The sequence below is a fragment of the Streptomyces sp. BPTC-684 genome (assembly GCF_030028635.1).
Classification (GTDB): domain Bacteria; phylum Actinomycetota; class Actinomycetes; order Streptomycetales; family Streptomycetaceae; genus Streptomyces; species Streptomyces noboritoensis.
Window position 1 is genome coordinate 1989447 of record NZ_CP124863.1, and the last position, 25673, is coordinate 2015119.

Annotated in this window: 28 protein-coding genes; 14 read left to right on the top strand and 14 right to left on the bottom strand. The window is 70.0% G+C overall.

Annotated elements, in window-relative coordinates; all coding sequences use genetic code 11:
• The first annotated feature begins 4 nt into the window (after window positions 1–4).
• Window positions 5–1441: an aldehyde dehydrogenase family protein gene (locus QIY60_RS08790; protein ID WP_283141904.1), complete on the top strand. Its 1437-nt coding sequence runs from the start codon at window positions 5–7 to the stop codon at window positions 1439–1441.
• Complete coding sequence (locus QIY60_RS08795) at window positions 1434–2333, top strand: aldehyde dehydrogenase family protein (RefSeq protein WP_283141905.1); 900 nt, start codon at window positions 1434–1436, stop codon at window positions 2331–2333. Before QIY60_RS08790 ends, QIY60_RS08795 begins: the two co-directional genes overlap by 8 nt.
• A gap of 188 nt (window positions 2334–2521) precedes the next feature.
• Here the strand turns inward: QIY60_RS08795 and QIY60_RS08800 are convergent, their stop codons facing one another.
• Complete coding sequence (locus tag QIY60_RS08800) at window positions 2522–2866, bottom strand: hypothetical protein (RefSeq protein WP_283141906.1); 345 nt, start codon at window positions 2864–2866, stop codon at window positions 2522–2524.
• A gap of 53 nt (window positions 2867–2919) precedes the next feature.
• Here QIY60_RS08800 and QIY60_RS08805 point away from each other — a divergent pair, with 53 nt between their 5' ends.
• Entirely contained in the window at window positions 2920–3630 is a 711-nt protein-coding gene (locus QIY60_RS08805) for a uridine kinase (RefSeq protein ID WP_283141907.1), read from the top strand.
• A gap of 251 nt (window positions 3631–3881) precedes the next feature.
• Here QIY60_RS08805 and QIY60_RS08810 read toward each other — a convergent pair whose 3' ends face one another.
• Window positions 3882–4631: a SigE family RNA polymerase sigma factor gene (locus QIY60_RS08810; RefSeq protein ID WP_283141908.1), complete on the bottom strand. Its 750-nt coding sequence runs from the start codon at window positions 4629–4631 to the stop codon at window positions 3882–3884.
• Between the two features lie 203 nt (window positions 4632–4834).
• Here QIY60_RS08810 and afsQ1 point away from each other — a divergent pair, with 203 nt between their 5' ends.
• From afsQ1 to QIY60_RS08825, 3 genes are read left to right on the top strand one after another with little or no spacing between them, the layout of a single operon-like run.
• On the top strand, window positions 4835–5512 hold the full coding sequence (afsQ1, locus tag QIY60_RS08815; protein WP_190094067.1) for a two-component system response regulator AfsQ1: 678 nt from the start codon (window positions 4835–4837) through the stop codon (window positions 5510–5512).
• Window positions 5513–5555: 43 nt separating this feature from the next.
• On the top strand, window positions 5556–7046 hold the full coding sequence (locus QIY60_RS08820) for a HAMP domain-containing sensor histidine kinase (RefSeq protein WP_283141909.1): 1491 nt from the start codon (window positions 5556–5558) through the stop codon (window positions 7044–7046).
• Complete coding sequence (locus tag QIY60_RS08825) at window positions 7043–7690, top strand: hypothetical protein (RefSeq protein ID WP_283141910.1); 648 nt, start codon at window positions 7043–7045, stop codon at window positions 7688–7690. Before QIY60_RS08820 ends, QIY60_RS08825 begins: the two co-directional genes overlap by 4 nt.
• Before the next feature lie 64 nt (window positions 7691–7754).
• Here QIY60_RS08825 and QIY60_RS08830 read toward each other — a convergent pair whose 3' ends face one another.
• Complete coding sequence (locus tag QIY60_RS08830; RefSeq protein ID WP_283141911.1) at window positions 7755–7964, bottom strand: hypothetical protein; 210 nt, start codon at window positions 7962–7964, stop codon at window positions 7755–7757.
• Window positions 7965–8506: 542 nt separating this feature from the next.
• Here QIY60_RS08830 and QIY60_RS08835 point away from each other — a divergent pair.
• Entirely contained in the window at window positions 8507–8776 is a 270-nt protein-coding gene (locus QIY60_RS08835; RefSeq protein WP_283141912.1) for a winged helix-turn-helix domain-containing protein, read from the top strand.
• A 44-nt stretch (window positions 8777–8820) separates the two neighbouring features.
• Here QIY60_RS08835 and QIY60_RS08840 read toward each other — a convergent pair whose 3' ends face one another.
• On the bottom strand, window positions 8821–9015 hold the full coding sequence (locus QIY60_RS08840) for a hypothetical protein (RefSeq protein WP_283141913.1): 195 nt from the start codon (window positions 9013–9015) through the stop codon (window positions 8821–8823).
• 306 nt (window positions 9016–9321) lie between these two features.
• Complete coding sequence (locus QIY60_RS08845) at window positions 9322–9642, bottom strand: hypothetical protein (RefSeq protein WP_283141914.1); 321 nt, start codon at window positions 9640–9642, stop codon at window positions 9322–9324.
• A gap of 517 nt (window positions 9643–10159) precedes the next feature.
• On the opposite strand from QIY60_RS08845, the gene QIY60_RS08850 reads away from it, so the two are divergent.
• Complete coding sequence (locus tag QIY60_RS08850) at window positions 10160–11512, top strand: transcriptional regulator (RefSeq protein WP_190089921.1); 1353 nt, start codon at window positions 10160–10162, stop codon at window positions 11510–11512.
• Between the two features lie 84 nt (window positions 11513–11596).
• Here the strand turns inward: QIY60_RS08850 and QIY60_RS08855 are convergent, their stop codons facing one another.
• Together QIY60_RS08855 and QIY60_RS08860 are read right to left on the bottom strand one after the other, a co-directional pair.
• Window positions 11597–12532 carry a major capsid protein gene (locus QIY60_RS08855; protein WP_349253909.1) on the bottom strand — a complete coding sequence of 312 codons (936 nt, stop codon included), beginning with the start codon at window positions 12530–12532 and terminating at the stop codon, window positions 11597–11599.
• Window positions 12533–12572: 40 nt separating this feature from the next.
• Entirely contained in the window at window positions 12573–13070 is a 498-nt protein-coding gene (locus QIY60_RS08860; RefSeq protein ID WP_283141916.1) for a phage terminase small subunit P27 family, read from the bottom strand.
• 679 nt (window positions 13071–13749) lie between these two features.
• Between QIY60_RS08860 and QIY60_RS08865 the strand changes: the two genes are divergently transcribed.
• Window positions 13750–14295 (top strand): Hsp70 family protein, encoded by a 546-nt coding sequence (locus QIY60_RS08865; RefSeq protein ID WP_283141917.1) that lies wholly within the window; start codon window positions 13750–13752, stop codon window positions 14293–14295.
• On the opposite strand, the gene QIY60_RS08870 is transcribed toward QIY60_RS08865, so the two are convergent.
• The gene (locus QIY60_RS08870; RefSeq protein WP_283141918.1) at window positions 14231–14665 is read right to left on the bottom strand and encodes an HNH endonuclease signature motif containing protein; all 435 of its coding nucleotides are present in this window, start codon (window positions 14663–14665) and stop codon (window positions 14231–14233) included. The genes QIY60_RS08865 and QIY60_RS08870 overlap by 65 nt on opposite strands.
• A gap of 809 nt (window positions 14666–15474) precedes the next feature.
• Complete coding sequence (locus tag QIY60_RS08875) at window positions 15475–17217, bottom strand: recombinase family protein (protein ID WP_283141919.1); 1743 nt, start codon at window positions 17215–17217, stop codon at window positions 15475–15477.
• 439 nt (window positions 17218–17656) lie between these two features.
• On the opposite strand from QIY60_RS08875, the gene QIY60_RS08880 reads away from it, so the two are divergent.
• Together QIY60_RS08880 and QIY60_RS08885 are read left to right on the top strand one after the other, a co-directional pair.
• Window positions 17657–18121: a VanZ family protein gene (locus QIY60_RS08880; RefSeq protein WP_283141920.1), complete on the top strand. Its 465-nt coding sequence runs from the start codon at window positions 17657–17659 to the stop codon at window positions 18119–18121.
• Window positions 18122–18197: 76 nt separating this feature from the next.
• Complete coding sequence (locus QIY60_RS08885; RefSeq protein WP_283141921.1) at window positions 18198–18416, top strand: PspC domain-containing protein; 219 nt, start codon at window positions 18198–18200, stop codon at window positions 18414–18416.
• 4 nt (window positions 18417–18420) lie between these two features.
• On the opposite strand, the gene QIY60_RS08890 is transcribed toward QIY60_RS08885, so the two are convergent.
• From QIY60_RS08890 to QIY60_RS08900, 3 genes are all read right to left on the bottom strand, one after another.
• Window positions 18421–19140 carry a hypothetical protein gene (locus QIY60_RS08890; protein WP_283141922.1) on the bottom strand — a complete coding sequence of 240 codons (720 nt, stop codon included), beginning with the start codon at window positions 19138–19140 and terminating at the stop codon, window positions 18421–18423.
• A gap of 139 nt (window positions 19141–19279) precedes the next feature.
• A complete protein-coding gene (locus QIY60_RS08895; protein WP_283141923.1) occupies window positions 19280–19603 on the bottom strand; it encodes an ATP-binding protein in 324 nt (107 codons plus the stop codon).
• A 134-nt stretch (window positions 19604–19737) separates the two neighbouring features.
• Window positions 19738–20892 carry an adenosine deaminase gene (locus QIY60_RS08900; protein WP_283141924.1) on the bottom strand — a complete coding sequence of 385 codons (1155 nt, stop codon included), beginning with the start codon at window positions 20890–20892 and terminating at the stop codon, window positions 19738–19740.
• Between the two features lie 114 nt (window positions 20893–21006).
• On the opposite strand from QIY60_RS08900, the gene QIY60_RS08905 reads away from it, so the two are divergent.
• Window positions 21007–21771, top strand: a complete 765-nt coding sequence (locus tag QIY60_RS08905) for an alpha/beta hydrolase (RefSeq protein WP_283141925.1) — start codon at window positions 21007–21009, stop codon at window positions 21769–21771.
• Between the two features lie 24 nt (window positions 21772–21795).
• Here QIY60_RS08905 and QIY60_RS08910 read toward each other — a convergent pair whose 3' ends face one another.
• Complete coding sequence (locus tag QIY60_RS08910) at window positions 21796–22683, bottom strand: LysR family transcriptional regulator (RefSeq protein ID WP_283141926.1); 888 nt, start codon at window positions 22681–22683, stop codon at window positions 21796–21798.
• A gap of 128 nt (window positions 22684–22811) precedes the next feature.
• Here QIY60_RS08910 and QIY60_RS08915 point away from each other — a divergent pair, with 128 nt between their 5' ends.
• A complete protein-coding gene (locus QIY60_RS08915; protein ID WP_283141927.1) occupies window positions 22812–24086 on the top strand; it encodes an MFS transporter in 1275 nt (424 codons plus the stop codon).
• Window positions 24087–24178: 92 nt separating this feature from the next.
• A complete protein-coding gene (locus QIY60_RS08920) occupies window positions 24179–25156 on the top strand; it encodes a sigma-70 family RNA polymerase sigma factor (RefSeq protein ID WP_190094057.1) in 978 nt (325 codons plus the stop codon).
• Between the two features lie 179 nt (window positions 25157–25335).
• Here QIY60_RS08920 and QIY60_RS08925 read toward each other — a convergent pair whose 3' ends face one another.
• The gene (locus tag QIY60_RS08925; protein WP_283141928.1) at window positions 25336–25647 is read right to left on the bottom strand and encodes an STAS domain-containing protein; all 312 of its coding nucleotides are present in this window, start codon (window positions 25645–25647) and stop codon (window positions 25336–25338) included.
• Window positions 25648–25673: the final 26 nt, after the last annotated feature.

Genomic DNA, 25673 nt, shown 5'->3' on the forward strand with positions numbered 1-25673 from the left:
CACCATGGCATCTGTATTCGAGTACGCACCGGCGCCCGAGTCGCGTTCCGTCGTCGACATCGCGCCTTCGTACGGCCTGTTCATCGACGGCGAGTTCGTCGACGCGGCCGACGGCAAGGTCTTCAAGACCGTCAGCCCGTCGTCGGAGGAGGTCCTGTCCGAGGTCGCCCAGGCGGGCGAGGCGGACGTGGACCGGGCCGTGAAGGCCGCCCGCAAGGCCTTCGAGAAGTGGTCGGCGCTGCCGGGCTCCGAGCGCGCCAAGTACCTCTTCCGCATCGCCCGGATCATCCAGGAGCGCAGCCGCGAGCTGGCCGTCCTGGAGACGCTGGACAACGGCAAGCCGATCAAGGAGACCCGCGACGCGGACCTCCCGCTGGTCGCCGCGCACTTCTTCTACTACGCGGGCTGGGCCGACAAGCTCGACCACGCGGGCTACGGGCCGAACCCGAAGCCGCTGGGCGTCGCCGGTCAGGTCATCCCGTGGAACTTCCCGCTGCTGATGCTGGCGTGGAAGATCGCCCCGGCGCTGGCCACCGGCAACACCGTGGTCCTCAAGCCCGCCGAGACGACCCCGCTGACCGCCCTGTTCTTCGCGGACATCTGCCGCCAGGCGGGCCTGCCCAAGGGCGTCGTCAACATCCTCACCGGGTACGGCGACGCGGGCGCGGCCCTCGTCGAGCACCCGGACGTCAACAAGGTCGCCTTCACCGGTTCGACGGCCGTGGGCAAGAAGATCGCCCGCCACGTCGCCGGCACCGACAAGAAGGTCACGCTGGAGCTGGGCGGCAAGGGCGCCAACATCGTCTTCGACGACGCCCCGATCGACCAGGCCGTCGAGGGCATCGTCAACGGCATCTTCTTCAACCAGGGCCAGGTCTGCTGCGCGGGCTCGCGCCTGCTGGTCCAGGAGTCGATCCAGGACGAGCTGCTGGACAGCCTGAAGCGCCGCCTTTCGACGCTGCGCCTCGGCGACCCGCTGGACAAGAACACCGACATCGGCGCGATCAACTCGGCGGAGCAGCTCGCCCGCATCACGGCGCTGGCCGAGACCGGCGAGGCCGAGGGCGCCGAGCGCTGGTCCCCGGAGTGCGAGCTCCCGTCCGCGGGCTACTGGTTCGCCCCGACGCTGTTCACCAACGTCACCCAGGCGCACACCATCGCCCGCGACGAGATCTTCGGCCCGGTCCTGTCGGTGCTGTCGTTCCGTACCCCGGACGAGGCCGTCGCCAAGGCCAACAACAGCCAGTACGGCCTGTCGGCGGGCATCTGGACGGAGAAGGGCTCGCGGATCCTCGCGGTCGCCAACAAGCTCCGGGCCGGTGTCGTGTGGGCCAACACGTTCAACAAGTTCGACCCGACCTCGCCGTTCGGCGGCTACAAGGAGTCGGGCTTCGGGCGCGAAGGCGGCCGTCACGGCCTGGAGGGCTACCTCGATGTCTGAGTCTTCTTCTTCGACGCGTCTGAGCGTCTTCAAGACCTACAAGCTGTACGTGGGCGGGAAGTTCCCGCGTTCCGAGAGCGGCCGGGTGTACGAGGTGTCGGACTCCAAGGGCAAGTGGCTGGCCAACGCTCCCCTGTCCTCCCGCAAGGACGCGCGTGACGCGGTCGTCGCCGCCCGCAAGGCGTTCGGCGGCTGGTCGGGCGCGACCGCGTACAACCGGGGCCAGATCCTCTACCGCGTCGCCGAGATGCTGGAGGGGCGCCGGGAGCAGTTCGTACGGGAAGTGGCGGACGCGGAGGGCCTGTCCAAGTCGAAGGCGGCCGCCGTGGTGGACGCCGCGATCGACCGCTGGGTCTGGTACGCCGGGTGGACCGACAAGATCGCCCAGATCGTGGGCGGTGCGAACCCGGTGGCGGGGCCGTACTTCAACCTGTCCACGCCGGAGCCGACGGGTGTCGTGACCGTCCTCGCCCCTCAGGACTCGTCCTTCCTGGGGCTGGTGTCGGTGATCGCGCCGGTGATCGCGACCGGTAACACGGCCGTGGTGATCGCCTCGGAGAAGGCCCCGCTGCCCGCGCTTTCGCTGGGCGAGGTGCTGGCCACGTCCGATCTGCCGGGGGGTGTGGTCAACATCCTGTCCGGCAGGGCTTCGGAGATGGGGCCGCATCTGGCCGCGCACCAGGATGTCAACGCGATCGACTTGGCCGGGGCGGATGCGGAGCTCGCGCGCGAGCTGGAGGTTGCCGCTGCGGACAACCTGAAGCGCGTGCTGCGCCCCGGTGCGGCCGACTGGTCCGCCGACCCCGGTACGCACCGGATGACGGCGTTCCTGGAGACCAAGACGGTTTGGCATCCGACGGGGTCGCTCGGCGCGTCTGGCTCCGCCTACTAGGCCGCCCGGGGTTTGTCTGCGGGCCGGTGGGGGCTGGTCGCGCAGTTCCCCGCGCCCCTGCTTGGCCCGGTGTTTGTCTGCGGGCCGACTCTGGCTGGTCGCGCAGTTCCCCGCGCCCCTTAGGGGGTTGCATCAGTACCCCGAACGGCGCCCCGGGCCCCCACCTGTGGCGCCGTTCGGTTTTTTGGTCAGCCCGGGAGTAGGCGGGTGGCCGTGCCGATCGCCGGGAAGTCCTTGAGGGCGCCGCTCTCGTGGAGGGGGGCCGTGGCGATCGCCGTCGAGATCGGCTTGAAGTCCGCGATCTGGGTGCCCACCGCGTTGCCCAACGGGTCCACCGGCGTCTTGGCGAGCGGGTTGAGGCTTAGCGTCTTGGCCGGGGCGAGGCTGTTGCTCAGCCCGGCCGGCAGGTCGCCCGGGGCCGCCTGGGCCGCGCCCGTGGCCCCGGCCAGCGCCGCGCCCGCGGCGGTCGCGGTGAGCGCGGCGCGCAGCAGTGCACGGCCGCGACGGGCCCCGCCGGCTTGGTTTCGTGCCATGTCGTTCCACTCTCCTGCGTATCGATGCGCGCACGCAGCGTAGTTGAGGTGTGATGCTCGATACCAACGGGCTCCCCGAGTGGTCCACCTCCCGGGTGGATGCCTCAGACTGGTGTCCCGTGACCGCACACGCCATCCCCACCCGCGTCGTTCTCCTCACGGGCCCCTCCGGTTCCGGAAAGTCCTCCCTCGCCGCCCGCACAGGCCTGCCCGTGCTGCGCCTGGACGACTTCTACAAGGAGGGCGACGACCCGACCCTGCCGCGTGTGCCCGGCTCGGAGGACATCGACTGGGACTCCCCGCGGTCCTGGGACGCCGACGCGGCCGTGGCGGCCGTCGTCGAGCTGTGCCGTACGGGGCGTACGGCCGTACCGGAGTACGACATCGCCACCAGCTCGCGGACCGGGACGAGCCTGTTCGGCATCGACCGCACGCCGCTGTTCGTCGCGGAGGGGATCTTCGCGGCCGACATCGTGACGCGGGTGCGGGAGCACGGCGTGCTCGCCGACGCGCTCTGTCTGCGCGGGCGGCCCTCGACCACGTTCCGGCGCCGGCTCGCGCGGGACCTCAAGGAGGGGCGCAAGTCCGTGCCGTTCCTGTTGCGGCGGGGGTGGCGGCTGATGCGGGCCGAGCGGGGGATCGTGGCCCGGCAGGCTTCTCTGGGTGCGCACCCGTGCGGCAAGGAGGAGGCGCTCGGCCGCCTCGCGGCGGCGGCCGCGGGACGCTGCCGCGCGTCACAGGAAGCGCCGACCGCCCAGGTCTGAGTGCGTCGTCAGGCGTCTGCGGGCCGGTGGGGGCCGGTCGCGCCCACGCGGCGGAGCCGCAAATGTCACAGCCCCGCGCCCCTAGGGGGCTCCGCCAAAGAAAAAGCGGGACCGAGTGGGCCCCCCAGCCCCGTCGGTCCCGCCCTGTTCCCCCGTTACCCGTACGCCCGACGTATCCCCCGAGACGCCGGCCCCCGTACGCTCCCCCCTGATCCCCGCACCCCGGCGGCTGCCACCGCCGGGCCGGACCTTCAGGCCACCAGCTCGCCGAAGGACTCTTCCTCGTCACGGCCGAAGGCGAGGACGTCGTCCTCGCGCAGCCGGCGGAGCGACCGCCAGATGCTCGACTTCACCGTGCCGACACTGATGTCCAGTATGTCCGCGATCTCCGGGTCCGTACGGCCCTCGTAGTACCGCAGGACCAGCATGGTGCGCTGGAGTTCGGGCAGTCGCGCCAGCGCCTGCCAGAGCACCGCGCGCAGTTCCGTGCCGCGCATCGCGTCCGTGTCGCCCGCCGTCTCCGGCAGCTCCTCGGTCGGGTACTCGTTCAGCTTGCGGCGGCGCCACGCGCTGATGTGGAGGTTGGTCATGGTGCGGCGGAGGTAGCCCCCGACCGCGGCCTTGTCGCTGATCCGGTCCCAGGCCCGGTAGGTCGAGAACAGCGCGCTCTGCAGCAGGTCCTCGGCCTCGAACCGGTCGCCGGTCAGGTGGTAGGCGGTGGCGTACAGGGAGGCCCTGCGCTCCTGCACATAGGCGGTGAACTCCGCCTCGGACCCGGAGCGCTCCCCCGTGGCCTCCCCGTACGCCGCATCCCCGCTGGCCCCCACGCCCTTGAGGGGCGAGACCGGCACCGCGTCGAGCACCGTCATGTACGTCTGGTGCTGACGCCCGGTGCCGCGAGCGCACCCCCGTCCGCTCACGGCACCGGACTTCTCGCTCCGCACGACGTCGTGGAGACGCGTGACAACTGCGCTTGAGGTGGTGCTGTGCAGTGCGTTCATCTCGCGCCCCCCGTCGGTGGAGTCTTGTTTCGGTCGGTACGAGGAAGAGCTTGCCCGGCCAGTTTCATCGCGGTGTCCGACGACTGTCACAGGCCTGTCACAGCGGCCTGTGCACAGTGGAGAAAGCCGGCTGTGCACAGCGGAGGAGGGGCGATGTCCACAGGAGGTCGAACTCCGCTCCCCCATGGGTCAGAATGACCTCCGTGCCTTTCCTGTTGCTGATCGAGGACGACGACGCCATCCGCACGGCGCTCGAACTCTCCCTGTCCCGCCAGGGCCACCGTGTGGCCACCGCGGCGACGGGAGAGGACGGCCTGAAGCTGCTCCGTGAGCAGCGGCCGGATCTGGTCGTGCTGGATGTGATGCTGCCCGGGATCGACGGCTTCGAGGTGTGCCGCCGCATCCGGCGCACGGACCAGCTGCCCATCATCCTGCTGACCGCGCGCAGCGACGACATCGACGTGGTCGTCGGCCTGGAGTCCGGCGCCGACGACTACGTGGTCAAGCCGGTGCAGGGCCGGGTGCTCGACGCCCGGATCCGTGCGGTGCTGCGCCGGGGCGAGCGCGAGGCCACCGACTCGGCCACGTTCGGCAACGTGGTGATCGACCGCGCCGCGATGACGGTCACCAAGAACGGCGAGGACCTGCAACTGACGCCCACCGAGCTGCGGTTGCTGCTGGAGCTGAGCCGGCGGCCCGGACAGGCGCTCTCCCGCCAGCAGCTGCTGCGCCTGGTGTGGGAGCACGACTACCTGGGCGACTCCCGCCTGGTCGACGCGTGCGTACAGCGGCTGCGGGCCAAGGTCGAGGACGTGCCGTCGTCCCCCACCCTGATCCGTACGGTGCGCGGCGTGGGCTACCGTCTCGACACCCCGTCGTGACCCCGCCCTCGCGGACGAACCCAAGAAAGCAGCGATTCGGAACGTGAAGAAGGCGATACTCGCCGGCCTCCGCTGGACCAGTCTGCGCCTGCGTCTGGTCGTCGTGTTCGCGCTCGTCGCGCTGACCGCCGCCGTCTCCGCGTCGGGGATCGCGTACTGGCTCAACCGCGAGGCCGTGCTCGTGCGCACCCAGGACGCGGCGCTCGGCGACTTCCGGCAGGAGATGCAGAACCGGGCGGCCTCGCTGCCGCTCCAGCCCACCGCCCGCGACCTGCAGACCACCGCCCAGCAGATGGCGGCCAGCAGCCGCTCCGGCTACCACGTCAGCTCCGGCTACCAGGTTCTCCTGGTGGACCAGCGCGACCCGGGCAAGCCGATCGTCGGGGCGTCCGACGTGGACCGCTTCACCTTGGACGACGTACCCGAGTCGCTCCAGGAGGCGGTGAACAAGAAGCAGAAGGTCACGGACAGCAACAACTATCCGTACCACCTGTTCTGGCAGCGCCGGACCCTGCGCGGGAAGCCGTACCTGGTGGGCGGCACCAGGATCATCGGGGGCGGCGCCACCGGCTACATGCTCGCCTCGCTCGACCAGGAGCGCCAGGACCTCAACTCCCTTGCCTGGTCGCTCGGCATCGCCACCGGGCTCGCGCTGCTCGGCTCCGCGCTGCTCGCGCAGGCCGCCGCGACGACCGTGCTGCGGCCGGTGCAGCGGCTCGGCGACGCGGCCCGCCAGCTCGGCGAGGGCAAGCTCGACACCCGGCTGCGGGTCTCGGGCACGGACGAACTGGCCGATCTTTCCCGGACGTTCAACAAGACGGCCGAGAGCCTGGAGAAGAAGGTCAGCGACATGAGCGCGCGGGAGGAGGCGAGCCGGCGGTTCGTCGCCGACATGTCGCACGAGCTGCGTACGCCGCTGACCGCGCTGACGGCCGTCACCGAGGTCCTGGAGGACGAGGCGGACAGCCTCGACCCGATGATCGCGCCGGCCGTGCAGCTGGTGGTCTCCGAGACGCGGCGGCTCAACGTCCTGGTCGAGAACCTGATGGAGGTCACGCGCTTCGACGCCGGTACGGCCAGGCTCGTCCTGGACAACGTGGACATCGCCGACCAGATCACCGCGTGCATCGACGCGCGGGCCTGGCTGGACGCGGTGGACCTGGACGCCGAACGCGGCATCATGGCGCGGCTCGACCCGCGTCGCCTGGACGTGATCCTGGCCAACCTGATCGGGAACGCGCTCAAGCACGGCGGCTCCCCGGTGCGGGTCTCGGTGCGGGTGGAGGGCGAGGAGCTGGTGATCTCGGTACGGGACCACGGGCCCGGCATCCCGGAGGAGGTGCTGCCGCACGTGTTCGACCGGTTCTACAAGGCGAGCGCGTCCCGGCCCCGGTCGGAGGGCAGCGGTCTCGGCCTGTCCATCGCGATGGAGAACGCGCACATCCACGGCGGTGACATCACGGCCGCGAACTCGCCCGAGGGCGGCGCGGTGTTCGTGCTGCGGCTGCCGCGCGGTGGGGGTGAGGAGGCGTGAGGGCGAAGCTGCTGGGCGCCGCCGCGCTCGTGTCACTGGGTGCCGCTCTCACCGGGTGCGGCATCCGGCCCACCGCGGTCCCGGTGGACGCGGGGCCCGCGCCGTCGCGGGTGCCGTGCGAGGTGCCGGGGAACTCGGTGACGCCGCAGTTCGAGGGCGTGACGGTCCGGGTGTATCTGGTGTGCGGGGCGCAGCTGGTGTCGGCCGAGCGGTCGGTGCGGATCCCGGAGGGCCGGGCCTCGGCCGACCGCCTCCGGTTCGCGGAGGCGCTGCTCACGGAGCTGGAGGTCACGCCGTCGGGGGACGAGAAGGCGGCGGGGTACACGACGGATGTGCGGGGGCCGTTGACGGTGACGGGGGCGCGCCGCGGGGACCCGGCGGGCGCGCTCCGTCTCTCGCGCCGCCCGGAGGATCTGCCGGCCCTGGCGCTGTCGCAGATCGTCTGTACGTACGCCGAGAACACGCCGACGTCGTCGGGGACACAGCAGGTGGTGCTCGGCGGGCCTGGCGAGGACCCGGCGCGGGGCTACGCGTGCACGGCGGAGATGAAGTCCCGCCCGGACACGTCCCCAACCCTGGGCGACGCGCTCCACCCCACCGGGGGAAGCTCCCCCACCCCGCCCCTTCCCGAAGTTCCAAAGTAGGGGTTCTGTCCCGCCCGGCGGTGTCGGCTCGGGCGGGACGGCGTAGGACGTGAGGGTTAGCTGTTCATGGGCGTACGGCGGGAAGCTCGCCCCACCGTGCACGCGGCGGGTACTGGTGGACGTGGTCCGGGCACGCGTACTGAGTGAACCCGGCCCCGCCGCTCATGCTCTGGACGTCGCCGACGATGACGGGCGCGGTGGTCCAGCATCCACAGAGAGCCAGGATGGGCTTACGGGCGGGCGCGGGCTCGGAGGTGATCGCATCGCGGGTCATGCGCCCACCCCCGCCGTACGGAACGACTCTGCGGGGAACGGGGCACCCGGGAAGGTGTACGGGATGTCGACACCCTGTGTGGCGTAGTAGAGGGCCCGGCGCCGCTCGTGCTTGATCCGGAGTTCTAACGTGTCGTCGGCTCGCTGCCGGGACAGGGTTCGGGGCTCTTCCCGGGTGAGGAACCACGGTCCGATGCGGTGCCCCCACGGGGAGGGAATCGACCGCGCGAGGACATGCGACGAAATGGGAGTGCAGGGCGCACAGATCACGAGCGGGACGGGCTCGGAGGCCGGGACGGGAACCGCTGAGTGCCGCCCCCGGGCGGGCAGTAATAGGCGCAGCACCCACAGCAGGGCACGGGCGATAACATCGCGCATACGTCGTTCAGCTCCTAGATAGCTGTCTCGGCGGAGCCCCGATGGACCGGGCCTAATCGGTCTGTCGGGGCGCTTTCGTGTTCGACGTTAAGGGAACTCCTCTACCCTCGTCTACCCACGTATGGAAACGGGCGCCGCCGTGGCCGGTTGTCTACGCTCTTCGGTATGAGCCCGACCATTGATTACGACGCCCCGACTCCGCCGTATCAGCAGATGGCGGCCGAGATCATCCGGGATATCGAGTCGGGCACGCTCGCGGTAGACCGCCCGATTCCCTCGGAGTCCGCTCTCATCCAGCGATGGGGTGTGGCCCGGGACACCGCGCGGCGAGCGGTCAAGCATCTGCGGGAACTCGGTTACGTCTACACCGTGCCCCAGCGGGGTACCTACGTTCGCGATCGGAGCGCCGAGGGCGAGCATCAGGGCGACGAGTAGGCCCCGGCCGACACACGGGGGAACGTGCCGACCGGGGCCGTAAGTCAGGTGCGGGTGCGCTCACGCTGGCAGTGCTGGCACACGTAGCCCGTGCGCAGCACCAGCTTCATGGCGTCGGGGTCCTTGTGGGTCTGGCACAGCCACGACAGTTCGGAGTTCTCCGGGAAGTCGCGTTTCAGGAACCTGCGGGCCGTCGCGCGGGCGCTGCCGTCACCTGATCCAGGGGTGCTACTGGTCATCTCCGTTGCCGTTCTCGTCAGGCTCCGGCTCCGGCTCGGGGGCGCTGATGATCTCCTCGCCCGCCACGTCGTAGCCGTTCACTTCGTCCCTGCCCATAATGAGCCTCCTTCGGTTCTGTCGTTGCGAGTTGAGCCGAACAGTCCGCCCCAGCGCCTGAGCCCCCACTGAGCCGATGGGGCGGACACCTCGCCCCGCTGCCCGCGTTGGACCTCACATCACGACGCAGACAGCGGGAGCTGAACCCGACCCCCGGCCGGAACGGGGCTGCCCAATGCACGGGGGCGCCTCGCCGGGGGCCGGGAGTCTCAGGGGTGGCCAGCCCTCGCGTGTTCCTCGGAGGCCGCCAGTTCCAGTTGGTTGACCGCCAGTCGGCGCGTCTGCTCCTGCGAGCTGTTCAGCACCACACACGCCATGTCTTCCACAGTGCGGGCGAAGATCGCGTGACCCGTGGCGGCCGTGTGCTCGATCATGGCGACGCTTCCGGCCTTGAGGTCCGCCGTTGCGTCCAGCGTCCAGAGGCATCCGCCATCGGCGCCGGACATGCAGCGGGCCGACAAGGTCACTTCGCTCGACGGGTGTCGTAGCACCTTGTAGACCACGGCGCGCAGCGTGCTGCGGGCGCTCATGACCGAACCGCTGGGCGGAACGCGTCGGTCTCCCAGGGTTCCCCGCCGTCCGGCGGCACCAGCGTGACTACGCGCGTCTCGCCATCCCACGCGACGGCCCTCCCGAGCCGCCCGCGCGCTGTGTCCTTGACCAGCACGCCGGGAGCGGGAATCCACGGCAGTCCGGGTACGACAGCCCACATCAGCGCCGACCCCCAATCGGAGTGTCGAAAACGCGGGCCCGTGCCATCTCCTCCGGGGTGAGGTGCCGCAACGCTTCTGGCGCTGTTGCCCACTCGGTCCCGCCGCCGGGCGGTCGCAGGTACACGCTCCCCGCGTAGCGCCACTGGACCACGCCGATCTTGTTGTCGTTCGCGGTGTCCACTACGTACTGCGGGCCATCCATCGCGTCTCACCGTCCCCAAGAGGAATGCCGACTCATCAGATAGCCAACATCCGCTGTGCGCTGGCGGGTAGCTTCATGAGAGGTAGTGAATAGTGGTGAATGCAGCTCACCCTTTGATCAAGGGCGGTCGTGGTGAAAGATCCAAATGCGAAGCTCGCTGACTGGCTCGAACGGTCGGGGTGGAGCCGTGGCGAACTCGGACGACGCGTCAAGACCATGGCGGCCGAATGGGGACACCCGCACGTCTGCTCGGACACGTCCAGCGTTCGCCGCTGGGTGGCCCTTGGGGAGGCGCCCCGGCATCCTGTCCCGGCGATCCTGGCCGATCTGTTCTCGGCGCGCTTCGGGTACCGCGTCACGACTGACGACCTGGGACTAGGCGAGTCGCCCGACATTGACCGGGCGCTGACCTACAACTCATCGTTTGCTGTGACGGTCGAAGCAGTCGCAGAGCTAGGGAGAGCGGACGTGGACAGGCGAGCATTCCTTGTGGGGGCGCCTTTCGCGGCGGTGGCCGCAGTCGGGCCGTCCCGTGACTGGCTCCTCAACGCCCTTGATCAGCAACCCGAACCGGGTCGTCACGTGCGCCTGGAAGACGTGGCATCCGTGAAGAACATGTTCAGCGCGTTTCAGGAGATGGACATCTTCCAGGGGGGCGGGAGCGGCCGACTCGCGCTTGCCGCGTACATGAACGAGCATGTCTATCCCCTGCTTCGCCGGACGAACAGCGAAGAGGTTCGTCACGCCCTGTGCCAAGCCACTGCCGAACAGGTCTACCTGTTGGGCTGGATGGCCTTCGACAACGGCGAACATGGCACGGCGCAGCGGTACTTGGTTCAGGCTTTGCGGTTCGCCGAGGAGTCGAAAGACCCTGCCCTCGGGGCTCACGTGCTTGCAGGCATGGCAGACCAAGCAACACTGCTTGGGCATCCGGAGGAGGGGCGGCGACTCGCCCAGTCCGGCCGACAGGGCCTCGGGCGTACCGAGTCGAACGCCTGCCTCGCTGACCTCTGGACGCTCGAAGCGCGCGCGCTCGCCGTTCTCGGTGACAAGCCAGCGACGGTCAAGGCCATCACCAACGCGGAACGCGCCTTCGACAAGGTTGACCCCCAACGCGAGCCGGAATGGGCAAAGTTCATCGACCCTGCGTATCTTGGCGGCGAATGGGCCAACGCCTTCCGGGACATCGACGAGCCAAAGCACGCAGAGGAACACGCCCGTGCGTCGATCGCCCACGCACGCAAGCAGAACAGGGCCCGACGCGGAGCCATGTCCCAAGCAGCCCTCGCCGTCACCCACTTGCAGCGCAGGGACCTTGAGGCCGCGCATTCGGCGGGAGTCCGGACGCTCGACCTTGCCCGCCGGGTGAAGTCGTCCCGCAGCGTGGAAGCCGTTCAGGATCTACAGCGGCGCATGATCCCCTTCGGGCAACACCCGCTCGTCGCCGACTTCAACGAGCGGGCTCGCGTCCTTCAGGCCGCCTGACGGAACGCCCAGCCAGACCAACGACAAGAACCCCCGCACCCGCCGCCCCGAAGGGTGACGAGCGCGGGGGCTCGGTGGTGTGGGTCAGCCGGCGAGGGCGTTGGTCAGTCGTGCGGCGGCCTTTCCGCCGAACAGGGCGAGACCGCAGTAGAAGTCGATGCGGGTGCGGTAGACGGGCTTGTCGTGGGACTCGCCCAGGTCGGTGGTCTGTACGCCGCCGTTGGTCAGGCCGGTGACTCCTGCGTCGGCCTCGGTGGAGCCGAAGCGCACGGCGTAGATGTCACCCGTCTGCTTGCCTCCGGTCCCGGATGTCAGCGGGAGTACGTCGGTGCCGTCCAGCTTCTGCCCGGCGTCCAGGAGCGGGATGCCCTTCCAGACCGGGGCGCGCTTCCCGGCGATCTCGGCCGAGAGGAGTTCGGCACCGCCGAGCCGCCGGAATCCGGACTCGATCTTCGCCCGGAGCGCGGCGTTCATGTACAGCGCTCCGTTCGTGCCGCTGATGCCCCGCACCTGAGCAACGAGCGCGTCCAACGCATCGAAGAAGTCATGGCCGTTGGCGACTGGACCGACGCCCTTGGCATCCAGGATCTGACCGCCGAGCAGACGCTTGCGCAGTCCGTCGAACCCCTTCGGGTTCACCTCCACATCGCCGTTGAAGAACTGGTCGGCGAAGTGGACGGAAGCGGCCTTGACCTTCATAGCGGTCTGTACGGCCCGCTGGTCGTTCAGGTTGCCCCGGGTCTGCACGATGAACTTGTCCACGTCGGCGTCGCCACCGAGGATGGCGAGCGTCTCGATTCGCTGGTTCAGCGTTCCAGTGCTTTCCGGGTACGCCTCATTCACACTTCGGAAGGAAACCCCGGGAAGGGTGGATTCCTCGTTGTATCGGTAGGCGTTGCCCGCCACCTGTATCAGTGGAAGTCGGTCCAGGATCGGCGATTCCTGAACGAACGTTTCGATAACACCGCGCTGAAGCTGGTCAAGAGAGAGCTTCGCAGATTCAGCAAGGGTAAGAGACATAACTGTTTACTCCTGAAAATAGAGAAGAAGGCATTCGGGGTCAGTCCCAGATGTCTGAGTCGTCGCCCTCGGATTCCGGCGGGACGATGCCGGTTCGGGCGCTCGGTGAGAGGCCGAGTTCTCGTATGTAGCGCGCTAGTTGGGTGCGGTACTGCCCGGCGATGGTCGCGGCCCCGTTCTTCACGGTCCCGCGCTCAGCCGTCACGATCAGTCCGCGTTCAGAAAGGTCCCGCTCCGCCTGGTCGATGCGGGCAACGCACACGCACAGGTCTTTCACCGTGGTGTGATCCACTTCGCCGATCCCGGCCGCGACTTCGAGAATGGGGACGATGCGTCGCCACTCCTCCGAGGCGACTTCCCGGCATCGGACGTTCGTCGACTCAATAGCGGGATCGGACGAGCGCGGGAACACCCCGGACCAATCCGGCTCGGCGAGGATCGCACGCGGCACGATCACCCCCTCTTTGATCGCTACCTTTGAGGGGTTGCCCTCGCGGGCCCGTTGAACGGCTGGCTTGGGCCGGTATCTGTCTGCCATGCATTCTCACTTCCTCTTTCCGGGGCGGTTTCGGGCCTTCCAAAAACGTCCGCAGCTCCGGCGCGAGTTTTTTGCCTCCCTGCCGATCTTTTGGGCGGGAGGAGGGGAGTCCCCGCCTGGTCGGCGGTGCTCTATGTCCGAATTGGCTTCGCATTCGCGGCAGCCCAACCGCCCGGTTGCCGCTTCGCCGTCTCGCGGTTGTGACAGTGCGTGCACAGCGGACGGAGACGATTGAACGCGTCCGGATCGGCTACGCCTTGCGCTGTCAACTCACGCCGAGACAAAGGGAAATGGTCCGCGACCGTGGCCGTGCGACCGCACAGCAGACACCACGGGTTGCGGTACAAGTACGCCTTACGGATGCGCTGCCAACGCGTCGCGTAGCCCCGTTCAGCGCTCGTCCCGCGCTGTTGCTCGGCCTCGCGTCGGTGAGCCTCACAGCGGCCACCAGAGGTCAGCTCGGGGCACCCGGGGACAGAGCAAGGGGGGCGGGGCTTGCGGGGTATGGGGGATCGCCTCCCGAGGGGTGGGGTAGTGAAGTCGAGGGCCACATGGGGGATGTCATTCGCGCCACCAAGTCGATTCCCAGCCGTTTAGCGAAGAGTCATTGCCCGGTAACGTTTGGTGATGCAACGCTCTGGCCTGGTCGGCAAGGGGCCGACCTGGGAGGGGCACAGCCATGTCTTACGAGCAGGCAATTTCCGAGGCGCCCGACGGGAGCACCATCTCGGCGCAGATCACCGTGACTCAACCCCGCGCCGTCACCGAGACCCGTAACGCATTGCTCGCGGCCATTGCTCGCGAAGCCGAGCTCGTCACGGAGCGGTCCGAAGGCCGGTCATCGGCTGCACTTGTTGAACTCGTGCGTGCCTTCGAGTCGGTGTCGGTGCCAGAGCGGCGGCTTCGCGACGCCGGAATCGACGCTGGCAGTATCAACGACGTGATTTTGGTCGGCGGCCAAACCCGGATGCCCCTGGTCCAACAAAAGTCCGGCCGGATCATGCCGGTAACCGAGGTCAACCCCGAGGACATCGGCACGCTGGCGATCGAGTACCGCGACGACCAGCCCGTCGTTGTCGTCAGCGGCGGAAAGTACATTCCGGCGAGCCTGACGGTTGTAGACAACTCCGGTGAGCCACGTGCAATGTTCACCGCTCGCGTCAAGTACAACATCGCGCCTCTGGCATTGTTCGAGATGCCAGCGGATGAGGTTCAACGGCGATAGCCAACTTGGGCGAACCTACGACTCCAATCATGCGAGCGGCCCCGAACTCTGTTGCGGTCTTGAGGGCATGGCAGCCGTGGCACAAGACCTGAACGTTGCTGTCAACGTCCTCGCCGCCGAGGGACAGCGGACGTACGTGGTCGACATCCACCCCGTCCGCGGGGAAGTCGCCCAAGCACCAGTCGCACCAGGCCGAGCCCCGTTCCCGCACCCGTCTGCGGAGTCGAGCCGCAGCGTCGTACCGCTTCGCTCTGCGCCTACCGCGCTCACGTCGGGACCGCACCGCGGGACGCTTCTCGTGCGCCCGGTCGTGAACGTCGCAGCGTCCACGGCGAGTTGCCGCCTCACTGCACTCGATACAGCTCGTCATCAGTCACCGCCTGGTGTTCGTTGTTGTCGAGTGCCCGCCCCCGGATTCGAACCGGGATCACCGCGGGTTTGAATCGCGGGGCCTCTGCCGTTGGGCTAGGCGGGCTTGCCGTCCCCGCCGGCGAGGCAGGGACCGTGGGGACTGCACGCGCTTCGACCCCTTTCGGCACACCCCGAAGGGCGGGTTACTCGTGGGCGGTGCAGTCCCCGCGCGTTGCCTCACGACCCCTGCGGCCACCCCGGTAACGCGGGGCGCGTGGTGCACGGGCAACGCTTGTTCCGAGAGTCGGGCACTCAGTCCGCCTGATGTCCCCCTGTAGGGCGGGTGCGCGGTAGTCCTGCTCTCGGAAGTAGTGGAGGGCAGAGGTTTCCCGACGTCCTTCCGGACGCTGGACCGTCTGTCTTCCCCAGTAGTGGAGGGCAGAGGTTTCCCGGGGTGGTGAGGTGGTGGACGGAGCCCAAAATCTGTTTTCTCTAGAGTTTTCTTATACGACCTAGGAAAAGGGTCTAACTCACCACCTCACCACCCCTCGCTCCGCTGGTGGCCCTCGCCGGCGGGGAGTGGTGCGGCGAGAGGGGCGCTGTGCGCCTGCCTGCGGACGTGGGAAAGCCCCGGCGGTCCGAAGGGGACTACCGGGGCGAGACAGGGCGGGTGTACTGCATTCTCGGCTCGTGAGTCGTGACATGCACCGCCCCTGACCCACACGCCCATTTCGGTGTGGGGTGGGGCAAGCCTATCCGCCACTCGGGGTACGCCGAGAGTCCCGGCGGCAGTGGCCAACCGGAACATGCTCGGGCTCGTACGCCCTGTTATGCAGCCGTGGCGAGTGCCTGCGGGGTCAGGTTGCGGTGTGCGGTTGCTCCGGGCGTGGGCGCGTGGTTCGGATTGTTCTCGGTGGCGAGTTCACCGGCCACGGTCACGTTCGCTTCAATGGCGGGGTCGAGGTCCCCGGTGATGGTGAACTCCACGCGCCGAAGGTCGAGCTTGCGCCACCCACCCCGCGTTCCGCGCTTGACTATGAGCCGTGCTCCCGCGTCTATGAGCATGGTGCGGCGTGCCATGGTGTCCGCGTTGTTCCAGTCGTCGCCGTAGGTGCGGCCGGTCGACAGGACTTCTCGGCGGGGCTCGGTCTTCTCCCGTGCTTCCAGTTCTGCCAACCGGGTTTCCAACGCGTCGGCGCGCTTCTGCCAGGCTGCCATGCCCGCCTTGGACTTACGGCGGCCCTTCTGCTCGTCGTGCTCTTCCATCTCCGCCACGGTGGCGTCAATCTCGGGCTGCGGGTCATAGCCCGGTATCTCCGTGACACGGGTGATCTGCACGGGGCCGACGAGCCGCAGGAACTCGCTGCTTGCGTGCTCGTCCACCCAGTCGGCGCGCACGGTGGACGGGGCGGGGCAGTTCGCCCCGTACTTGTAGGAAGAGCACTGGTAGTAGCCCTTGTTCAGGTACATGCGGCCCTCGCAGCCGTCGCAGTGGATCACGCGCAGCAGCAGCGCCCCGGAGTCCTTGCGGACGGGCGGACGCTCGGCGACAGGCTTCGGGGTGAGCAGCGCGCCCACCTGGTCGAACTCTTCGCGGGTGAGGATCCCCTTTTCGGCAGCCATGACCGGGGCGCCCTGGTCGTCGCGCACGGGGTTCCCCCGGTGCATCTTCCAACCCATGATCGCGGGGCTGGTGAGCATCTTGACGATGGTCTTGTCCCGCCACTGCGCGGGCTTCCGCTTCGGCCTGTTCGTCTCCTCGGGCTCCGCGCCGCCGTTCTTCGTGCGGGCCCGGTAGGCGGCCCAGTGAGCGGACGGGGACAGCACACCGTCAGCGTTCAGCATCCGGGCGATAGTGAGCGGGGCGAGCCCGGCCACCAGAGCGGCAATAATCCGCTCAATGACGGTGACCGCTTCGGGGTCCGGGACGAGCGTCCAGCCCACCCCGCCATGTTCGGCGGGCATCGGGGCGGGGAGGTAGCCGTACGCGGGCTGTCCGCCGCCACGCCACCGAAGCGGCATCTTCCGCATGGCTGCCTGTGCGCCGGTTACGCGGTCGCTGGTGGACTGCGTCTCGACCTGCGCCGCGAACGCGAACATCATCATCATGAGTTCGCTCATGGGGTCCATCGGGTTGCGGAAGTCGAAGACGAGCCGACCCGTACCGCCCAGACCCTCGGCGAAAACGATCATCTTGCGGTGCTTGCGGGCCCACTTCGCAAGCTCGTGCATGTCGCCCATGGACCGGATAGCGCGGTCGAAGCGCCAGAAAACGAGGGCGTCGAAGTCGTCGGGGCGCTTCAGCCACGCGCCGAGCTGCGGACGCTCGAAGGGGCCGACCTTGGACGCGGACACGTCCAGGTCGACCGCTTCGCGCAGCTTCTCACCCGAGCCGAAGTCGATACCGAGGGCTGCCGCCGCTATGTCGTCGGCCTCGCGCTGCCGCTCGGGGCTGGTGGTCTCATCTGTACGGACCGACAACCGGATGCACCGCACCCCGCGCAGGGTCTCGGTCGGGGCGGCCCCGACCGTTGTGTTCGTCTTGTGCTTGACCAGCGCTGATGCGGCCATGACCCGAGGACTCCAGAACTGTCAGTCTGGAACTTCGGGGCTTCCCTGAACCCTCCGGGGGTGGGTGGGGGTGAAGGCGGCTCTCCCGGGGGCTACGCCCCCGGACCCCCCGGCGGGGCCTGCGGCCCCTGCACCCCGTTCGTCTGCGGACCGTGCTGTGTTGCTCGCGCGGTTCCCCGCGCCCCTAGAAGCGGATGCCGCGCAGCGGCATTTCAGGGGCGCGGGGAACTGCGCGACCAGCGCCCACCGGCCCGCAGACGAATGCGCGAGCGGCCGCCCGGCCGCAGGCCGAGAAGGGGTCCGGGGGCCCCGCCACCGGGAACACGGAACCGATCGCGCAACCCCACGCGTCTTGGGGGACGTGCAACAGCGTCATGGTGCAGGCGGCCGCGCCGCCATCCGGTTCCGCGTGGCGGGCTGCGCGATCCTCGTGGCTCACATGGCGCTCGTCGCGTGGCTCACGCTGAGACCCCGCGACGTCATGTGGGTGACCGCACCCAACCTCACCCCGCTCGCCGGAATCCGCGCCGACCTGGCACTGGGGTCCCTGGAGGCCGCACACCGCATCGGGGAGGGGCTGCTGCTGCTCGCCCCGCTCGGCGTGCTGCTGCCGCTCGTCGGGGGGCGGCTCGACGTCTCCCCCGTCGGCTCCCTGCTCCGTACGACCGCCGCCGCCGCACTCGTCTCGCTCGGCATCGCCCTGCTGCAGACATCCGTGCCGGGGCAGGTGGCCGACGTGGACGCGCTGCTCCTGAACACCGCGGGCGCGGCCTTCGCCCACATCGCCGTCGTCCCCGCCGGGCGCACCGCGCTGCGGCGGCGCCAGGACCGGGGCGAAGGCGTCCCCGTACCGGCGGCTCAGGGTCGTACCCCGACGATTCCCAGGGTCGGGATCGCCCCGTAGTCCGACGCTTTGCCCGGTTCGGGGCGGGAGGATCGAGGCATCGGAGCACAGCCTCCCCGAACCGAAGGAGCACCTCATGGCCACCCTTGCCCGCCCCCGCGACGGACGGATGATCGGCGGAGTGTGCGCGGCGCTGGCGCGGCGCTTCGGCACCTCGGCCACCACGATGCGCGTGATCTTCGTGCTCTCGTGCCTGCTGCCGGGCCCCCAGTTCCTGCTCTACATAGCGCTGTGGATCCTCTTCCCGAACGAGAAGGGCTCCGGCACCCGGAGCACCCCCAGCACGGCCTGGTGACCCCCTAGAGGGCCGACAGCACCCGCCGCACCTTCTCCAGCTGCTTGTCCGCCACGTCCCTCGGGACTTCCACCAGCTCCTGCGCCCTGCCCTGGACCGGCGCGCCGAGGTTGATCGTCATGAACCGCACGATCGTGGCACCCTGGCGCACCACGACGATGTGGACCGGCGTCTCCACGTTCACCTGCGTGGACGACGCGGACCAGCTCACCGACTCGTCGCCGCCGATGCGGTACGGCCGCGCCTTCACGCGCGCGTACGTGGAGCTCGTCCCGCCCAGCTCGGCCTTGAAGCCGGAGCAGGCGGCGACCGCCGCGCGCAGGTCCTCGATCAGCTTCTCGGCGTCGGCGCGCGCGTACGTGCTGAGCGACGCCGCGACCGCGAGGCCGAGCTTGCGCTGGGAGCCCAGGCCCCGGTTGACCGTCTCGCGCGCCTGCGGGTTCGGCTGGTCGCCCATGACGTCGGCGAGCGGCTGGCACGGCCTGCGGTCGGCCTGCGGGCGGGCCCGGCCCTGGGCGGTGGTGTCGGCGGAGACCTGGTAGCCGGGCACGTCGCCCTGTTCGAGGGCCGCCCGCTGGAGCTGGGTCCGGGCGGCCGCCGAGGAGCCCTTCGAGGCGGGTGCGGAGGCCTTGCCGTCGGACCCGCCGCCCGACGAGCACGCGGTGGTGAGGAACAGCGCCGACGCCGTCACCAGTACGGCAAGTCCAGTCGCCTTCACACGCATCGTCGGAACCCTACTCACCTGTCAATTACCAGCGTACGAGCCGCGATCCTGACACAGACGCGGTGGGGCGCACACCCGCGACCGGGTGTGCGCCCCACCACAACGCCTCAAAGCACCGCCAGGCGGTACGTTTCGGCCGTCAGCCGCCGAGGCCCGACAGGCCACCGGGCAGGGCGCTCCCGACCGGCAGGCCGCCGAGGAGGCCCTTCACCGGGTTGGGGTCCCCGATGGCGGACGTGCCCTGGGCAAGGGCGTTCTGACCGGCGGCCAGCGACTCAGGGCCACCCATCGGGAGCTTGTCTGCGACGCCCTCGACGGGCAGCGTCTGGGTCAGGCCCGAGAGGGCGGGGAGCTCGGGCACCGCGGCAACGGCGGGCGCGGCGGAGGCCGTACCCGCGGCAGCGGCGGCGAAGGCGGCACCGACAGCGGCGGCACCGAGTGTCTTTACGGCAGACTGCTTCATCTGGAATTCATCCTAGGGAAGGGGATGTGAGCGGCTCTGCAAGCTAGTCAGGCCGCCACTCGCCCCGCAAACACGTGAAACCACGGAAAACGGCCGGGAATTACCTCTCCCGGCCGTTCCGGCGATTTACCCGATCAGCCCATGGGTGGGGTAGATCCGCTGGTCGCAGCGGTCTGCTTGAACAGCCATTCGGATTTCAGCTCGGCATAGCCCGGCTTGATGACGTCATTGATCATGGCGAGGCGTTCGTCGAAAGGAATGAACGCTGATTTCATCGCATTGACGGTGAACCACTGCATGTCGTCGAGCGTGTAGCCGAACGCCTCGGTCAGCCGCTCGAATTCCTCGCTCATGCTGGTGCCGCTCATCAGCCGGTTGTCGGTGTTGACGGTGGCCCGGAAGTGGAGCCGGCGCAGCAGTCCGATCGGGTGCTCGGCGTACGAAGCGGCGGCGCCGGTCTGGAGGTTGGACGTCGGGCACATCTCCAGCGGGATGCGCTTGTCCCGTACGTACGAAGCGAGCCGCCCCAGCTTCACGCTGCCGTCCTCGGCGACCTCGATGTCGTCGATGATGCGCACCCCGTGGCCGAGCCGGTCGGCGCCGCACCACTGGAGCGCCTGCCAGATCGACGGCAGGCCGAAGGCCTCGCCCGCGTGGATGGTGAAGTGGTTGTTCTCGCGCTTGAGGTACTCGAACGCGTCGAGGTGGCGGGTGGGCGGGAAGCCCGCCTCGGCGCCCGCGATGTCGAAGCCGACCACGCCCGAGTCCCGGTAGGAGTTGGCGAGTTCGGCGATCTCCAGGGCGCGGGCGGCGTGCCGCATGGCGGTCAGGAGCGCCCCGACGCGGATCCGGTGCCCGTTGGCGCGGGCGCGCCGCTCGCCCTCCCGGAAGCCGTCGTTGACGGCCTCCACGACCTGCTGGAGCGTCAGCCCCTTCTCCAGGTGCTGCTCGGGCGCGTACCGCACCTCGGCGTAGACGACCCCGTCCTCCGCCAGGTCCTCGGCACACTCGGCGGCGACGCGGAACAGCGCGTCGCGGGTCTGCATGACGGCGCAGGTGTGCGCGAAGGTCTCCAGATACCGCTCCAGGGAACCGGAGTCGGCGGCTTCCCGGAACCAGATGCCGAGCTTGTCGGCCTCGGTCTCGGGCAGACCGGAATACCCGGTCTCTTGAGCGATCTCGATGATGGTGCCAGGACGCAGACCGCCGTCGAGGTGGTCGTGGAGCAGCACCTTCGGGGCGCGGCGGATCTGGTCCGTGGTCGGTACGTCGGTGGTCTGGCTCGTCATCTGCGCATGCTAGCCCCTACGCGCGTAGATCACCGGGAGTCGCCCGGTTGCCGATACGTAACAGTGACCGCGCGGACGGGTGGAGTACACCTCGGCTTCTGAGACTGTTCTGCCATGGCACAGCATGCGACTTCCCTGCCTGCTGCCCGGCTCGGACGGGCCGTCGGTGCGACCGGCGCCGGCTCCTCGGTCGGCGGTGTGGTGCTGGTGCTGCCGGACGGCGACCCCGTCTCGGCGCGCCGCCCTTCGCCCGTCTCGTACGCCTCGGCGCTGCCGTTGGCCCGGCGGCTCGCCCGGTCGGGGCGGGACGACGGGCTCGTGGCACACCTCGTCCACTACCGGGGGCGGGGCTGGAACGGCGGCGACGCGCGGCTCGCGGCCGACGCCGAGTGGGCCGCCGAGGAGGTGGTGCGGCGGTACGGGGACGTGCCCGTGTGCCTGGCCGGGCACGGGATGGGCGGGCGGGCGGCGCTGCGGGCGGCGGGCCACTCGGCCGTCAACTGCGTGCTCTCACTGGCACCTTGGCTGCCCGAGGAGGACGTGGCGGCCGAGCCGGAGCCGGTGAAGCAGCTGGTGGGACGGCGGGTGCTGATAGTGCACGGCACCAACGACGCCCGCAGCGACCCGGAGTTGTCGTTCCGGCTCGCCGCGCGCGCGAAGAAGACCAACCGCGACACCTGCCGCTTCGAGGTCCACTCGGACGGGCACGGGCTGCGCCAGCACCGGGCCGAAGTCCTGGCCCTGGCGGCCGACTTCGTGAACGGGTCGCTCTTCACGCACCCGTACGCGCGTCCCGTCGCCGACGCCCTGGCCGCCCCGCCGCCGCTGGGGCTGCGGATGCCGCTGGCGGCCGGGTTCGGGAAGTCGCTGCACGTGTGAGGCGGGCCGTGGGTCCCGTACGGCTCACACCGGCAGCAGCTGCCCGCGCCGCGACAGCAGGAACGCCTTGAAGGCGGCCACCGGCGGGGTGTCCGGGTGGCCGTCCAGCCAGGCCACGCCGATCTCGCGCGCCGCGCGCGGCGCCGTCACCGTCAGCTCGACGACGCCCGGGCGGGCGAACGCGGGCGGCGGCAGCAGGGCCACGCCCAGGCCCGCCGCCACCAGGCCGCGCAGGGTCTCCGCCTCCTCGCCCTCGAAGGCGACCCTCGGGGTGAACCCGGCCTGCGCGCACAGGTCGTCCGTGATGCGCCGCAGCCCGTAGCCGGGCTCCAGGGTCACGAACGTCTCGTCGGCGGCCTCCGCGAGCCGGACCCGCTTGCGGGCCGCGAGGCGGTGGTCGTCGGGGACGACGAGCCGCAGCCGCTGCTCGTCCAGGCGCCGGGCCACGAGGTCGGGCGCGTCGGGCACCGGCGAGGTGAGGCAGAGGTCAAGCTCCCCCGCGCGCAGCCGCTCGATCATCGCCTCGCCGTAGTTCTGCACGAGCGTGAAGCGCACCCGGGGGTGGGTGACCCGGAAGGCCCGGATGAGGGCGGGCACGGTCTCGGAGCCCATGGTGTGCAGGAAGCCGAAGGCGACCTTGCCGGTGGCCGGGTCCGCGTCGGCGCGCACCGACTCGGCGGCCCGCTCGACCCCGTCGAGGGCGCGCTCGGCCGAGGCGAGGAAGGTGCGCCCGGCCGGGGTGAGCGAGACCGTACGGCCCTTGCGGGCGAACAGGGCGACGCCGAGGTCCTCTTCGAGCCGGACCACGGCCCGCGAGAGCGTCGACTGGGGCACGCCGAGCTCCTGCGCCGCGCGCGTGACGTGCTCGTGGCGGGCGACCGCGGCGAAGTACGCGAGGCGGGGCGCGAGCATCGTGACAATGTCTTCTTCGTTACTGTTCAATGACAGACACCCGCCTGAGCTGTGCTTATGCGTATGTGGATCGATTATGCGCGCGCCACGCATTGGACGCATAAATCTCCCGGGCCTACGGTCGAACCATGCCTCCTGCCAGTACCGGGGCACCCACCACCGTGGGTGCCTCCACCGCGCCGTCCCCCGACCAGCTCTTCCCGGGTGCTCCCGGCTACCGCCGGATGAGCTTCGCGCTCTTCGCCGCCGGGGTCGCGACCTTCGCCCTCCTCTACTCCACCCAGGCCCTTCTCCCGCTGATCTCGGGCGACTTGGGGGTGTCGGCCTCCGCGGCGAGCTGGACCGTGTCGGCGGCGACCGGCGCGCTGGCGCTGTGCGTACTGCCGCTGAGCGCGCTGTCCGAGCGGTTCGGCCGGTCCCGGACGATGACGGTCTCCCTGGTGGTCGCGGTCGTCGTGGGGCTGCTCGTCCCGTTCGCGCCGAACGTGGGCTGGCTGGTGGCGCTGCGGGCGGTCCAGGGCGCGGCGCTGGCCGGGCTGCCCGCCTCCGCGATGGCCTATCTCGCGGAGGAGGTGCGGCCCAAGGCGCTGGTCGCGGCGATCGGCCTGTTCGTGGCGGGCAACTCCATCGGCGGCATGAGCGGCCGCATCCTGACCGGCTGGGTGGCCCAGGCGTGGGGCTGGCGCGCGGCGCTTGCGGCGGTCGGGCTGCTGGCCGCCGGGTGCGCGGTGGCGTTCCGGCTGCTGCTCCCCCGGTCCCGCCACTTCAAGGCCGCGTCCCTGGACCCGCGGGCCCTGGCGGCGACCGTGCGCGGCCACCTCGCGGATCCGCTGCTCGTGCGCCTGTACGCGATCGGCGCGCTCTTCATGACGGTGTTCGGCGCCGTCTACACGGTGATCGGCTACCGGCTCACCGCCGCGCCCTTCCACCTCCCGCAGGGCGTGGTCGGCTCGATCTTCCTGGTCTACCTGGTCGGTACGGTCTCCTCGGCCGCGGCCGGGCAGCTGGTCGCCCGGCTCGGCCGCCGGGGCGCGCTCTACCTGGCCGTGTCGACCACGGCCGCCGGTCTGGTGCTGAGCCTGCTCGACGCGCTGGCGGCGGTCCTGGCGGGCCTGGTGCTGATCACCGCGGGCTTCTTCGCGGGCCACGCGGTCGCCTCCTCCTCGGTGAGCCGCACCGCGAAGACGGGCCGCGCCCAGGCGTCGGCGCTCTACCAGTCGGCGTACTACCTGGGCAGCAGCGCGGGCGGCACGCTCGGCGCGATCGCCTTCCACGCGGGCGGCTGGCCCGCCACGGTGCTGCTCGGACTGCTGGCCGTCCTCGGCGTCGTCTCGGTGACGCTGTACGGCAGCCACGCCGCCCGGGTCGAGCGGCGCTTCGCCACGACCCACGCGACCTGCTGAAACGCCACCACGGGGCGCGATTGTCAGTGGCCTCCGGTAGCTTCCGAAGGGCTGGGGCACTGAAAGCGCACGGTCGATCTGGGGTGGACGCGATGAGTGATCTGTCAACGGCGACGGACCTGGACTCCCGCCTGGAGAAGCACCGGGTCGAGCTGACGGGGTACTGCTACCGGATGCTCGGCTCGGCCTTCGAGGCGGAGGACGCGGTGCAGGACACGCTGGTCCGGGCCTGGCGGAGCTACGAGAAGTTCGAGGGCCGCTCCTCCCTGCGGTCCTGGCTGTACCGGATCGCGACCAACGTCTGCCTGGACATGCTGACCGCGAGCGGCAAGCGGGCCCGCCCGATGGACCTCACGGCCCCGCAGACGGCGTCCTCGGCCGTACTGCGCTCGCGGCCGGAGGTGACCTGGCTGGAGCCGGTGCCGGACGCGCGGGTGCTGCCGACGGCGGTGGACGACCCGGCCGAGACGGCGGTCGCCCGCGAGAGCGTGCGGCTCGCCTTCGTCGCCGCCCTCCAGCACCTGCCGCCCAAGCAGCGGGCGGTGCTCATCCTGCGCGAGGTGCTCGCGTGGAAGGCGAGCGAGGTGGCCGAGCTGCTCGGGACGACGGTGGCGTCGGTCAACAGCGCGCTCCAGCGGGCGCGTTCGACGCTGGCGGAGTCGGAGCCGCGCGCCTCGGACGCGGCGGACCCGCTCGACGAGGAGCAGCAGAAGCTCCTGGCCCGCTATGTGGCGGCGTTCGAGGGGTACGACATGTCGGCCCTGACGTCCCTGCTGCACGAGGACGCGACGCTGTCCATGCCGCCGTACGACCTGTGGCTGCGGGGTCCCGAGGACATCGTGGCGTGGCATCTCGGTACGGGGCATGGGTGCCGGGGCTCACGCCTGGTGCCGACGGTGGCCAACGGCACGCCCGCGTTCGGGCAGTACCGGCCCGGCCCTGGCGGGCGGCATGAGCCGTGGGCGCTTCAGGTCGTGGAGATCGCCGACGGGAAGATAGTCGGGCTCAACGCGTTTTTGGATACGGCGCGGTGGTTTCCGATGTTCGGGTTGCCGGACGGGCTGTCGTAGGGACGGTGCGGGCCGGTGGGGGCTGGTCGCGCAGTTCCCCGCGCCCCTGAAAGATCTCGGGGCCGAGCTGAGTTCTCCGGCTGCGGCCCACTACCTAAGGGGCGCGGGGCTGTATCGATTTGCGGCTCCGCCGCGTGGGCGCGACCAGCCACAGACAACCCGCAGACGAAGACCGGGTCCTAGAGAAGCTCCGCCAGGCCCGCGAGGTGCAGCAACGCCACCAACCCCGGCCCCGCGTTCCGTATCGAGAGGCGCCCGCCCGCCCGGTGCGCGGTCAGGCGTAGGCGGGCCACCGCCTCCACCGCCGCCAGGTCGGCCCGTACCAGCTCCCGCAGGTCGCACACCACCTCCCGCGCCCCGGCCGCGTACAGCTCCCGCAACCGCTCGCAGAGCGGTGGTACGTCGGCGAGGGTGACGGGGGCGGGGACGACCAGGTGGGCGGGTTCGGTGGGGGTCACACGGAACAGACCCGCCCCGGCCGGGAAAGTCATCGGCCGAGTGCGGGTCTGCGGGGTGG